The 11768-nt window shown below is 46.9% G+C and carries 11 protein-coding genes; 7 read left to right on the forward strand and 4 right to left on the reverse strand.

What is annotated here, in order from left to right; all coding sequences use genetic code 11:
• The first annotated feature begins 212 nt into the window (after positions 1–212).
• The 6 genes from htpX to GMA8713_RS17250 all read left to right on the forward strand — a co-directional run bounded on the left by htpX (position 213) and on the right by GMA8713_RS17250 (position 7964).
• On the forward strand, positions 213–1094 hold the full coding sequence (gene htpX, locus GMA8713_RS17230) for a protease HtpX (RefSeq protein WP_062712633.1): 882 nt from the start codon (positions 213–215) through the stop codon (positions 1092–1094).
• Between the two features lie 129 nt (positions 1095–1223).
• A complete protein-coding gene (locus tag GMA8713_RS26900; RefSeq protein WP_084387767.1) occupies positions 1224–1358 on the forward strand; it encodes a VOC family protein in 135 nt (44 codons plus the stop codon).
• Between the two features lie 304 nt (positions 1359–1662).
• On the forward strand, positions 1663–3960 hold the full coding sequence (locus GMA8713_RS17235) for a penicillin acylase family protein (protein WP_062712635.1): 2298 nt from the start codon (positions 1663–1665) through the stop codon (positions 3958–3960).
• A gap of 338 nt (positions 3961–4298) precedes the next feature.
• On the forward strand, positions 4299–5870 hold the full coding sequence (locus tag GMA8713_RS17240) for a DUF1800 domain-containing protein (RefSeq protein ID WP_232314467.1): 1572 nt from the start codon (positions 4299–4301) through the stop codon (positions 5868–5870).
• Positions 5867–7192 carry a DUF1501 domain-containing protein gene (locus tag GMA8713_RS17245; protein WP_062712637.1) on the forward strand — a complete coding sequence of 442 codons (1326 nt, stop codon included), beginning with the start codon at positions 5867–5869 and terminating at the stop codon, positions 7190–7192. The genes GMA8713_RS17240 and GMA8713_RS17245 overlap by 4 nt, the downstream gene beginning before the upstream one ends.
• Positions 7193–7388: 196 nt before the next feature.
• Entirely contained in the window at positions 7389–7964 is a 576-nt protein-coding gene (locus GMA8713_RS17250) for a class I SAM-dependent DNA methyltransferase (protein ID WP_062712639.1), read from the forward strand.
• A gap of 31 nt (positions 7965–7995) precedes the next feature.
• On the opposite strand, the gene punC is transcribed toward GMA8713_RS17250, so the two are convergent.
• Complete coding sequence (gene punC, locus GMA8713_RS17255; RefSeq protein WP_062712641.1) at positions 7996–9207, reverse strand: purine nucleoside transporter PunC; 1212 nt, start codon at positions 9205–9207, stop codon at positions 7996–7998.
• 100 nt (positions 9208–9307) lie between these two features.
• Here punC and punR point away from each other — a divergent pair, with 100 nt between their 5' ends.
• Entirely contained in the window at positions 9308–10210 is a 903-nt protein-coding gene (gene punR / locus GMA8713_RS17260) for a DNA-binding transcriptional activator PunR (protein ID WP_062712643.1), read from the forward strand.
• A gap of 5 nt (positions 10211–10215) precedes the next feature.
• On the opposite strand, the gene GMA8713_RS17265 is transcribed toward punR, so the two are convergent.
• From GMA8713_RS17265 to GMA8713_RS27405, 3 genes are all read right to left on the reverse strand, one after another.
• Complete coding sequence (locus GMA8713_RS17265) at positions 10216–10596, reverse strand: rhodanese-like domain-containing protein (protein ID WP_062712644.1); 381 nt, start codon at positions 10594–10596, stop codon at positions 10216–10218.
• A gap of 12 nt (positions 10597–10608) precedes the next feature.
• A complete protein-coding gene (locus tag GMA8713_RS17270) occupies positions 10609–11355 on the reverse strand; it encodes a sulfite exporter TauE/SafE family protein (protein WP_062712646.1) in 747 nt (248 codons plus the stop codon).
• Between the two features lie 316 nt (positions 11356–11671).
• Positions 11672–11768: ATP-binding protein (locus GMA8713_RS27405; RefSeq protein ID WP_062713704.1), on the reverse strand; the 97-nt coding region annotated here is incomplete at its 5' end.

Below are 11768 nucleotides of genomic sequence, written 5' to 3' on the forward strand. Positions count from 1 at the left end.
GCGAGTGAATGGTTTTTCTTTTGACTCCATGACCAAAAGAACAAAAACAATAAATTTTTGTGATTTATGTTTTAAATTGTTACACAGGCTTGTTTTTCCGTATTTCGACCCTACTATTCGAGGAGTATCCCCAAGCTAGCTGAGGCTACTATAACCAGTGTCTTGAGCTAGGTTGAGGAATACGCTTTCATGATTCGGAGATTATTGACGCAATGAAACGCATCGCATTATTTCTGATGACAAACTTAGCTGTACTGTTTGTCTTCAGCATCGTATTAAACATCGTATATGCAGTTACCGGCATGCAGCCAGGCAGCCTGTCTGGCCTGTTAGTGATGGCAGCACTGTTCGGTTTTGGTGGTTCCCTGATTTCGTTGATGATGTCGAAATCAATGGCACTGCGCTCAGTGGGCGGGCAGGTTATCGAACATCCCCGCAATGAGACTGAGCACTGGCTGATGAGCACAGTGAGCCGTCAGGCGCAGCAGGCCGGCATCGGTATGCCAACGGTTGCGATTTACTACTCGGACGACATCAACGCTTTTGCAACCGGTGCGAAGCGTGATGACTCGCTGGTCGCGGTCTCGAGCGGGCTATTGGAAAACATGACCCGTGATGAAGCAGAAGCGGTATTGGCGCATGAAGTCAGCCATATTGCTAATGGTGACATGGTGACCATGACCCTGATGCAAGGTGTCGTGAACACCTTCGTTATCTTTATTTCCCGCCTTATTGCTGGCGCCATTAGTGGTGTGAACAACAGCGATGAAGAGGGTGAAGGTGGCGGCAGCTTTATCACTTACTTTATCGTATCTTCTATTCTGGAAATCTTGTTTGGCCTGCTGGCAAGCATCCTGACCATGTGGTTCAGTCGTCACCGCGAATTCAAAGCCGATGCAGGCTCTGCCAAGTTGGTAGGTAAAGAGAAGATGATTGCAGCGCTGGAGCGCCTGAAAGTGAGCCATGAAAGCCGCCTTGAAGGTTCAATGATGGCTTTTGGCATCAATGGCAAGAAGTCACTGAGTGAATTGTTCATGACTCACCCTCCGCTTGATAAGCGCATAGCATCACTGCGTGCGGGCGAGCATCTGTAACAGGTATTCGTCCTGACTATGATAAAAACGCCCCCTTAATTTAAGGGGGCGTTTTTTTATCCCCCTCATTTTCTGTTAGAAAGATAATCATCAGCTAGATTTCAAGAAAACGCAGAAGGATAGAGGAAGATGAATCCAGTTGGTTGGTTTGAAATCGCAGTCAGCGATATGGACAGAGCAATGGCATTTTACGAAGAAGCGTTAGGCTTGACGCTAAGCAAACAAGAAGTGGGCGGATTGAGTCTCTTCCTTCAGGCGAGTTGACTGACGCTGTACTTTTTGATGGCGGTGACGACACCTGAAAGGGGCCGCGGTGATCACAACGCCAGTCAACCTCGCAAGATCCGACATCTTCAGGTTGTTTGGGTTTAACGTCACATTTAAGCGACAAGTTGGAAGAAATCTGGCTTGGCGGTCACGTTTGTGACCGCTTTTGCTGAGTGGTTATTTTTTAGGCGCTCTCAATGTGTTGAAATGACAATATATACATGAAAACACCGTACATTAAGTCTAATAAACCAGTCAGCACCGACGGCATGTCGTATAACAAAGGAATCATGGAAGACTGATGCTTAAGGCAATTAAATTTGTCATCTACAGTGCTATCTTGCTAGCGCTACTCTCGACAGCTGTATTTTACGGCGCGCTTACGCTCAGCCTTCCAGCCTTATCTGGCAGTACTTCTACCGACAGCATAGATCAAACCACTTATCTTCAGCGTGATGACTTGGGCACAGCAATCATCATCGCCCAGAATCGATCCGATGCCTCTTATGCGTTAGGCTTTGCCCACGGGCAGGACAGGTTCTTTCAGATGGATTTATTGCGCAGAAACGCTGCAGGTGAACTTTCAGCACTATTTGGAGAAGCTGCGCTCCCAGTTGATGAAAATCGCCGGTTCCATCAGTTTCGTAAAAGAAGCGAAGATACGCTTAAGCGACTACCCGAAGCGGACCAGCGGGAGCTTGAGATATATTCCAACGGTGTGAATGATGCGCTGGCACAGCTCTCCGTGCCACCCTTTGAATATTTGGTTACCAAGACCCAGCCTTTACCTTGGAAGCCGGAAGATTCACTGCTGGCGATATTCAGCATGTATCTGGATTTACAAGGAAGAAGCCTCGAAAGGGATTTGCTAACAGATGCCCTGTACCATCAATTCGGGGATGATATCGCTGAGTTCCTGCTCCAGCCCTCACCGTTTCAGGCTGCCTTGGATGGTTCCATAATTAAGATAAAGTCAAAGCCTGTTCCCGAACTACCTTCTTCTTTGTTGGAGACATCTCAGCGCGTCGAGATAGAAAAGTCTATTGCTGTTGGAAGCAATAACTGGGCAGTGGAAGGCTCATTAACGCGCAATGGTAAAGCCATGCTGTCAGATGACATGCACCTTGGGCTGGCTGTTCCTGTTATCTGGTATCGCACCCAGTTAAATATCCAATCTGGTGATGATTTGTTGCAGATAACGGGTGTCAGTTTACCCGGGGCACCTGCGATTGTGGTGGGTTCCAATGGTCATGTTGCCTGGGGGTTCACCAATGGTTATATGGATACAGCAGATTGGTATCGCTTAAACCCGAAAGATAAAACCACACTGGAAACAGAAACCATTCCCCTCAAGGAGGGAGAACATAAGTATTTGCTGGAGCAGAGCGAATTTGGTCCAGTCCGTGTTATCAACGGACAAAAATATGCGTTGAGTTGGGTTGCACACCGTGACTACGCCGTCAACCTCAACTTGATGAAGCTTGAACAGACAACAACGGTACAGCAGGCGCTTGATACCAGCAAAACGACAGGGATTCCGCTACAAAATATGGTGCTGGCGGATTCTGCAGGAAACATTGCCTGGCAAGCTACAGGAGCCCTCCCAGACAGGAGGGAGCCATTCGCACGACCTGAACCTTCAAATAGATATGATAAGCGTTGGCTGCAAAGTGCAAAGGATGTTCCTTATGTTGTGAACCCAAAATCGGGAAGGATATGGACGGGCAACAGCAGGGTAGTGGGTGCTAAAAAAGATAAGCGTTTCGGGAATGGGGGTTATGCACTTGGTGCGAGAAGCGCCCAGATTAAACAGCGTCTTATGGAGAAAGCCACCTTCGACATCGAAGACTTCTACGCGATTCAGCTAGACAACGAAGCCATTTTTCTCCAGCGATGGCATGGATTGTTACTGGGGGTGTTGGAGCAGGATACTTTGCTGTTCCAAGAAGATATTAAAGTACTTAATGACTGGCATAATTGTGCCTGCGAAGATTCTGTCGGCTATACCTTAGTCCGAAAGTACCGTGATGCACTGATTGATAAACTGTTTGCGCCGCTGGAAACCAAACTCGAGGAACAGCACCTATCACTCTCCCTGATTGAACGACAAATTGAGCCAGCCCTATGGCAGTTAGTCTCGGACCGCCCCGAATCTTGGGTGCCGAGTGAGGTAGGTGACTGGAATAAGTTTCTCGTGGCACTTTACCTTGAGATGCGTGAAAGCCTGATGATCGAAATGACAGGGCATGCTAATGGCTCCCTCCAAGCACTGAAATGGGGAGAGGTAAACCAACTAAAGGTTCAGCATCCATTCAGCCGTCAGCTCCCTGTTCTTGGTAATATTCTCGATATGCCGTCAGTGCAAGGGTTTGGTGATCGCTTTATGCCAGCAGTACAAGGGCGAACTTTTGGCGCTTCTCAGCGTCTGATTGTTCAGCCGGGGGATGAAATCAATGGTGTTTTAACGCTTCCAGGTGGGCAGAGTGGTCATCCATTATCGCCTTTTTATCGTGAAGGCTTTGAATCTTACATCAACAATGCACATACACCACTGCTCCCTGGCCCTCCTGTGCAACAAATATTATTTAAGCCTAATTAGACTTTAATTATCATTACAAATTATTGGTGGTGGTTATCAGTGAACACCGAATGATGAAGAAATTAGAATGAATGTCGGGAGATTTTACATCTTATTTCATGTCGGAAATGATTGATATTTAGTAATAATTTCACTGTATGTTAGGATATTCTGTCCTCAAGAATATTATCACTTACCCCATCCATCTGTAAAAATACAAGTAAATGTGCGTGTCAATATCTGGACTTATTTAATTATTGAAGTGTTGATCCATTTTTATTTCACTAACTTTCTTCGATTAGAAAAATATGAATATTCTCATTTGTGTGTCGGGTGGTCTTAAAAAGAGTCGTTTCATCATGAGTGACGTTCAAGATTGCCCGGGCAACTTGAGGGTATTCGATATGCAATTTGATTCTTTTTCTCATGCATCGCGCTGGCTTGACCTAGCGACATTTGGTCCAAAGAAAGGCGAAGCAAACAGTCTGATAAATAAACGCGCTAAAGATTGGTATGACGAACAAGTTTCTCTGCCAGCGACATCCCACTTAGAGCAATGCCATAAGCAATTTGAGGCGCAGGGCTACGGTAAGATGCCATCTAAGGCAACCCGTGTTAGAGCCTGGCTGGATATCGCGTTTAACTCGAAAGACCAACTGCGACAGCGTGTCGCCTATGCGCTCTCCCAAATCTTTGTTGCTTCAGACCAAGACTCGAACCTTGCGAACCACGCACCGGCAATAGCAAACTACAACGATCTGCTTTGCCAGCATGCGTTTGGTAACTATCGTGATTTGCTGAAAGATGTGTCACTGTCACCTGTAATGGGGCAGTACCTATCTATGGTTGGCAACATGAAAGGGGACTCGGTGAGTGCCCGCCGTCCTGATGAAAACTATGCCCGTGAGATCATGCAGCTCTTTTCAATTGGGCTTTATCAGCGTGATCTTGATGGTACATTCTTCCTTGATGGCAAAGGAAAACCGATTCCTTGCTATACGGAAAAAGACATTCAGGAATTGGCGAGGGTCTTCACCGGTTGGAACCACAGTGATGATGCACTAATGCACCCGATGGTGAACAAAAGTGCTGATCATGACCGCGGTGAAAAATGGGTCATGGCTCATCGATTCCCTAAAGATATGCCAGCAGAGCAGGAAATGGATAAGGTCATCGAACTGTTACTGCATCATCCGTCTACCGCTCCAAATATCTGTCATGGCCTTATTCAACGCATGACCACCTCTAACCCGTCACCAGACTATGTGCGACGAGTAGCTGAGGTGTTCCTTGATAACGGTATGGGTGTGACGGGTGACCTTAAAGCGGTTGTGTGGGCAATCCTAACTGACCCCGAAGTCTACTCTGCGCCACCATCGAACATGAGTAAAGTTCGAGAGCCTTGGCTGTCTTTGGTTGCAATCTATCGCGCGCTGGATGTTAAACCAGGCGGTGGAAGTGAAGTGGTGGAAACAGATTTGGTTTACTTAAAAACCTGTAATCAATATCCGCTGGGTTCACCATCTGTATTTAATTTTTACCTTCCGGATTATTCACCAAAAGGTGTGGTGAAAGACAATGGCCTTGTTGCTCCAGAGCTACAGATTGTCGATTGGTCGCATATTATTTATGTTCACAACTTTATTTATGGACTTCTCCGCCTGAATCTTCAAAACCTTAATTCACCACTTAGAAAAGAGCTTTATATCGATGTGGAAGACTTTAAGGCATTGATTGCTAAAAAGGATATTGAAGGTTTCGTACAGACAACATCAGAACGCTTTTTTAATGGTGAGATGCCTTATTCACTGAAGGAATCACTTTATAAACAATACAACGGCATGGATCTTAATCCTGGTAAATGGGTACAGCGTTTATTGTTTATTGCTCTGGCATCACCTTATTTCCATGTTCAGGAGAACCGCGCATGAAACTGACAAGAAGACATTTCATTAAATCTCTCGGTGCAGCGGGCGCGACGGTGGCCGCACCAATGAGCTTTAGCGTAAAAGCAAATGGCGCAGAAGACTACAAAGCACTTGTTTGTGTATTTCTGGCTGGTGGTAACGATTTTTTCCATCAGGTGCTGCCTTTAGACAGTTGCAATTACAATAAATACGCATCATCTCGTTATTCGATCGTTGTTTCGCAAAGTATGGTAAACCCTTTGCACATCAAAGATGCTAATGGCGCACGATTTGGCCTACATAAGAGTATGACTCCACTCATGCGCTTGTTCGAAAGAGGCAAAGCGAATTTTGCGATCAACGTAGGTCCACTGTTGGCTCCTGTCACACAAAGCGACATTGTATCTAACCGTGCTGACCTGCCTCCATTCCTTTTTGCGCACAACAAACAGCAAGAAGTCTGGCAGCACAGCTGGATGGGACAGGGCTATAGCGAAAATGGCTGGTTGGGGATGTCTATGGATGTTCTTTCTCGAAGCAACGGTGGCATGCCGAATGCGTTCTATACAGGTCCGAATAGTCTGTTAGATGCATACAACACCGACAAAATCTTCGTTAACAGAAATGGCTTTGAGTCATTAAATATGCTTCAGAACGCCGCGATGCGATCGAGCTACGAAAATAACGCGAATCAATACTACGATTCGCCACTGACTGCAGGCTATGCAGACGTAGTGAAGCAAGCGATGTACGCACAAGATCAAATGAGCCCGATCGTCGCGTCCATTCCAATGGACAAGCGCATTCCTGCTACCAGTCTTGGCATGCAACTTCGCGCGGTTAAGCAAATGATTGAGGGGGCGCGGATGCTAGGTCATAACCGACAAGTGTTCTATGTGACACTCGGTGGTTTTGACACTCATGATAATCAGGTGCGTCGCCAGGACGAGCTAATGAAAGAGTTTGCAGAGGGTATTGCCGCGTTTTACACCTCGCTTGAGGAAGAGGGGTTGGAAGACAGTGTATTGACCTGCACCTTGTCAGAGTTTGGTCGCACTATGCACGATAACTCACGTAATGGCACTGATCATGGATGGGGTGGTGGTCACTTCCTGTTTGGTGGAGGTACAACCTCGAGCACATGCTTCGGTACATATCCAGATTTCACCCGAGGTGGACAGGATGACAACGGAGAGGGGCGCTTCATCCCTAAGATTTCGCACGAACAGTATGCAGCACATGTGGTTAAATGGTTAGGGCTGAACAATGCAGCATTGAATACGGTGTTCCCTAACCTGTACAAGTTTGGTGGAGCAATGGGAGAGGCTACTGTGGTAGCCCGCTGAAGTTATTTTAGCGAGTCATTTCCAAAGCCCGCAGATGCGGGCTTTGTGCTTCTCATATTCAACAAAGAGAATAAAGTTGAAATTTATTATGTAGTAAAGTGTTGGGTTTTTAATGCTTTGTGTCATGTTGAAATGGATTCATTTTACAAAATGCCATACCATTTACGTTCATTGATCACGATATAAGGGAAGAGAAATGAGCGAAAGCTGGGATGATTTGGCCGCAGGGTGGGACGAAAATGAAGCGGTCATAGTGTATTCAGAGAAAGCTTTCAGCTCCCTTTGCGAACTGATCAATATCAAGGATGCAGATGTTTTAGACTTCGGCTGTGGTACGGGCCTTCTCACGGAAAAGCTCTCTCCAGAAGTCGCATCTGTTACGGCCATAGATCCTGCATCAAGGATGATCGCCGTTCTAGATGGGAAAGCGCTTTCTAACGTAGTCACTATCGTGGGTATTGTCGACGAGGCTTTTGTGCGTGGATGCCGGCAAGCAAAAAAACGGTTTGACGTGATTGTTGCTTCCTCTTCACTCGCGTTTGTTCCTGATTATCCTGAAACCATTGCGTTGCTGACCATGTTGCTTTCCGATAAAGGTGTTCTTGTTCAGTGGGACTGGGAGAAGAGTAGTGACTCGGGCGTTGGATTTTCAGCGAATGAGATTGAAGAAGCCTACGAAAATGCGAGTCTCAAAATGGTGTCTTTGTCGAACCCATTTAGTATGGGAGACATTCGGGTGATTATGGCGGTCGGGCAACGAATTGATGGCTAAAGCCGCGAAAAATTGCGGCTTTAGCCAGTCATTAAGCCGCCTGCGGCGAGTCTTCAATCGCTACGCGGTTAGCGTTCCAGCTCAACATCAGGCCCAGCAACACACTTGCACCAGCACCCATCATCACCGCTGATACCGTCAACAGACCTTGGAATGCCAATGCAGATACCACGGCACTTGCTACGAAACAGATCATCGTCTGTAGGAAGTTCAGCAGACCTGCTGCTGTCGCGCTACAGGATTTGAATTCTTCCAGTGCTTTGTTCACCACGATTGGGTAAATTGCCCCGTTTGCTGCTGCCATGAAACAGAATGGGATCAGTACAGGCCATATGGTGGTCAGGTCGCTCTGCCAAGACACCACGAAAATAACAGAAACACTGGCGATAAAGAGCCCAACAAACCACGGAAGCATGGTAGAGCTATCAAACTTGTTCAGCAACGCGCGACAGCTGTAACCGCCTACGATGAAAGCGATGGTCTGAGGTACATAGCTCATACCGATATCAGCACCGCTGTAACCCATTTCCGTCATTACGAATGGAGAACCTGTCAGCCATGCAAAGAATGCTGCAGAACAGCCGGCGAATACCAGCATATTGCCAACAAACTTGCGCGAGCTAATGATGTTCTTGTAATCACCAACCAGTTTTGCACCCAGCTTCTCGTCGCTGCTTACCACTGGCGCACTCTCAGTCTGACGTAAAGTAGCGATAACCAGCATGGCGCCCAGAGCAACCAGCGCGATGAAAATGCTTCGCCAGCCAAACTGAGATTCCAGTGCCGCACCTGCCAATGGTGCAAGGGCAGGGGATAGAGCGACCAACGGCATGATAGTGGCAAATACGCGCTGTGACGTTTTGCTGTCGTAACGGTCGATAACTACCGCTTGCCAGATCACAGAAGCAGAACATGCTCCCAGCGCCTGGACAAAACGTGCGGCCAAGAATACTTCAATGCTTTCAGCCATAAAACAGGCAGCTGTGGCAGCACTGAACAGCGCCATACCGCCAACCAGCACTTTGATGCGGCCGATACGGTCAGAGAGCGGACCATAAACGACTTGGCCCAGCGCCATGCCCAACAGGAACACGGTTAGCGACAGGCCAATCATGGATTGAGTTGTACCCATCTCAAGGCGGATGTTTTCAAAAGCGGGCAGGTACATATCAGTCGCCAGAAAACCGAGCATGCTCAGGCCAGCAAACCAAATCATTGTTGTCATAGGAACAGTATTTTTCATTTTACTTATACGTTGTTGCAATATGCGCGCAGTCTACTGCTAGCGAAAAGCACTGTGAAACGCTAAAATTTCCACACTGCTATCAAAAAATTTGATTCGTATGTTTTCTTATCAAGATCTGCAAGTTATCGATGCTGTTGCACGCCGTGGCAGCTTTTCTACTGCAGCCGAAGAATTGCACAAAGTTCCTAGTGCGGTGAGCTATACCGTCAGACAGATGGAAGAGAAGCTTGCTGTGAATTTATTTGAGCGATTACACCGCTCAGTCAAACTCACGCCCGCTGGCGAGTTCTTTGTGCAACAGGCTAGAGACTTGATCAAACGGATGGATGATATTCGCGATCAAACCCAGCGTGTCGCCAACGGTTGGACGCGAAGCGTTTCTCTGGCGCTTGATAACGTGGTGCGTGAAGATCGTGTCGATTCATTGGTTCGGGACTTCTACGATGCTTTCCCTGACGTGGAATTACTGCTGACGATGGAAGTGTTCAATGGCGTATGGGATGCTCTGGCTTATGACAGGGCGGACATAGCCATTGGGGCAACTGCTGCGGTACCAGTCAGCGGAAACCTGAGCTATCGTGATATGGGCATCCTCACCTGGCGGTTTGTGGTTTCGAAAGACCACCCTCTAGTGGCAGAACCTGAACCTCTCAGACATGAACAACTGCTGGCTTACCCTGCAATTTGTCTTGAAGACACCTCCCGCATTCTTCCCAAACGTGCTACCTGGCTGCTCGACAATCAGCGTCGCCTCACTGTACCTAACTGGCACAGTGCGATTCAGTGTTTTCGTTCTGGTCTTGGCATTGGGGCCATGCCTTCACACATGGCTAAACCGTACCTCGAAAATGGTGAATTAATAGAAAAAACGTTAGTGGAACCACCCGCAAAAAGCCCATGTTGTATTGCTTGGCGGTCAGACAAAGAAAATCCAGCAGTGAACTGGATCTTAGATTATCTTGGTGATGCTGAAAAAGCCCACAAAGAATGGCTGGAGTGAACCCATTAACTTTGCTCCACCAATGGATATCCCGCGGAAGACCACTGGGTAATGCCTCCCTTTAGTGAGCTCACATTGTTGAAGCCCATTCTCTTCAAAGATTCTGTTGCTAAAGCTGAGCGTGCACCTGAACGACAGTAGAGAACAATAGGGGCGTTAGAAACATCTTCTACTTTTAAGGTGTCGACGAGGTATGCAATGATATTCATTTCCAGTGTTCCTCTGGGAATAGGATACGAGTTGGAGATAATTCCACCCTCTAATTCTTGGGGCTCTCGCACATCAATGAGAACTACTTCGTCAGCACTTTCGCTGAGTTGCTTTGGTGATATCTCTATGATTTTTTCTTTAATAACATCGACGAATTGCTGACTGGTTAAGAGCATAGGTTTTTCCTTTCACAATATTTGATTGAATACAAAAACGGTAGAAATGATCATTAGGAGCGCTCCAAATAAACGAGTCATGTATGTTTGGGGAAAGAAAGTGCGAAGCCTGCCTCCAAACAACACGCCGATAGCGCCTAAAAGAATGACCTGAGTTAAATCTGCCCAACGAAGTGCGAAGAACTGGTCTGGGGAAGATGTCAGATAACCAGTCAGGCCAAAAATGGCATTGAGGGTAATGAGTATTAGGCTTGTTGCGAGTGCTTCATCGAACTGTAAGCCAGCTGCCAAAATCAATGCTGGTACAATGAGAAATCCACCGCCGACCCCTACGAAACCCGTTAAGAATCCGACGAAACCACCAACGATAAATATCGGAAAGAGGGTGGTTGGTGTTTGCTTTATCTTTGGCGTTCGGGTAGAGAAAAGCATTTTTCCCCCCGCGATATACATGAAAAAAGACAGGACAATCAGTTGTGTTATGACAGGTGCGTCGACTGCTGCATCAGCGCCCAAATAAGCGCCCAGAACACTAGGTACACCGAAGGCCAGCAGGAGACGAATGTTGATGTTTTTGGTGAAAGGATTCTTCAAAGAAGATAAGAGGCTAAGGACACCAACCACAATTAGGGATGACATAATCGCTTCTTTTTCTGGCATTCCTGTACCGTACACCAGCACCGGTATTGTAATAATGGCGCCTCCCGAGCCTAAAATTGCTAGTGAGAAACCAATAAAAAGTGCTCCGAGCAAAGCCATTCCTTTGTCTCATTACATAGTAAAAGTATTGACGAGACACTAAATGATGGGGGGGAAGTTCAACAACGTATGAAACGTTGTTTGCTTGAAAAGGGATTGTTTGCCGCTTGATGTTGACTAAGTTAAAGGGGTGCTCACTTTGCCGGATATAAGCCGGACCTAACCATCAACAGTCCCCTATCAGAAGCTCTTAAAACCATGCGTGTTATCTATTGTTATCTTTTATCAGTACCCCGCTGCGTATTTCGGTGATTGCGATCGCTCGTTTCGGTTTATTCCGATCACCTGATCCTGCCGTTTTTCTCTCTTCCTATTTTTACGCTAAGTGATCGGATTGCACCAGTTTTCTCATAGATTCTCCGCCCAGCTCTATGCGGTGGCTGTTGTGGACCAGCCTGTCTAATAAAGCATCT

The sequence above is a fragment of the Grimontia marina genome, from assembly GCF_900060185.1.
Taxonomy (GTDB): domain Bacteria; phylum Pseudomonadota; class Gammaproteobacteria; order Enterobacterales; family Vibrionaceae; genus Enterovibrio; species Enterovibrio marinus.

Coding starts and splice junctions, on each gene's coding strand:
- GMA8713_RS17240 (WP_232314467.1), top strand. CDS start 4,299: ATGAGTGACGTTCAAGATTGCCCGGGCAACTTGAGGGTATTCGATATG.
- GMA8713_RS17235 (WP_062712635.1), top strand. CDS start 1,663: ATGCTTAAGGCAATTAAATTTGTCATCTACAGTGCTATCTTGCTAGCG.
- GMA8713_RS26900 (WP_084387767.1), top strand. CDS start 1,224: ATGAATCCAGTTGGTTGGTTTGAAATCGCAGTCAGCGATATGGACAGA.
- punC (WP_062712641.1), bottom strand. CDS start 9,207: ATGAAAAATACTGTTCCTATGACAACAATGATTTGGTTTGCTGGCCTG.
- htpX (WP_062712633.1), top strand. CDS start 213: ATGAAACGCATCGCATTATTTCTGATGACAAACTTAGCTGTACTGTTT.
- GMA8713_RS17270 (WP_062712646.1), bottom strand. CDS start 11,355: ATGGCTTTGCTCGGAGCACTTTTTATTGGTTTCTCACTAGCAATTTTA.
- punR (WP_062712643.1), top strand. CDS start 9,308: ATGTTTTCTTATCAAGATCTGCAAGTTATCGATGCTGTTGCACGCCGT.
- GMA8713_RS17250 (WP_062712639.1), top strand. CDS start 7,389: ATGAGCGAAAGCTGGGATGATTTGGCCGCAGGGTGGGACGAAAATGAA.
- GMA8713_RS17245 (WP_062712637.1), top strand. CDS start 5,867: ATGAAACTGACAAGAAGACATTTCATTAAATCTCTCGGTGCAGCGGGC.
- GMA8713_RS17265 (WP_062712644.1), bottom strand. CDS start 10,596: ATGCTCTTAACCAGTCAGCAATTCGTCGATGTTATTAAAGAAAAAATC.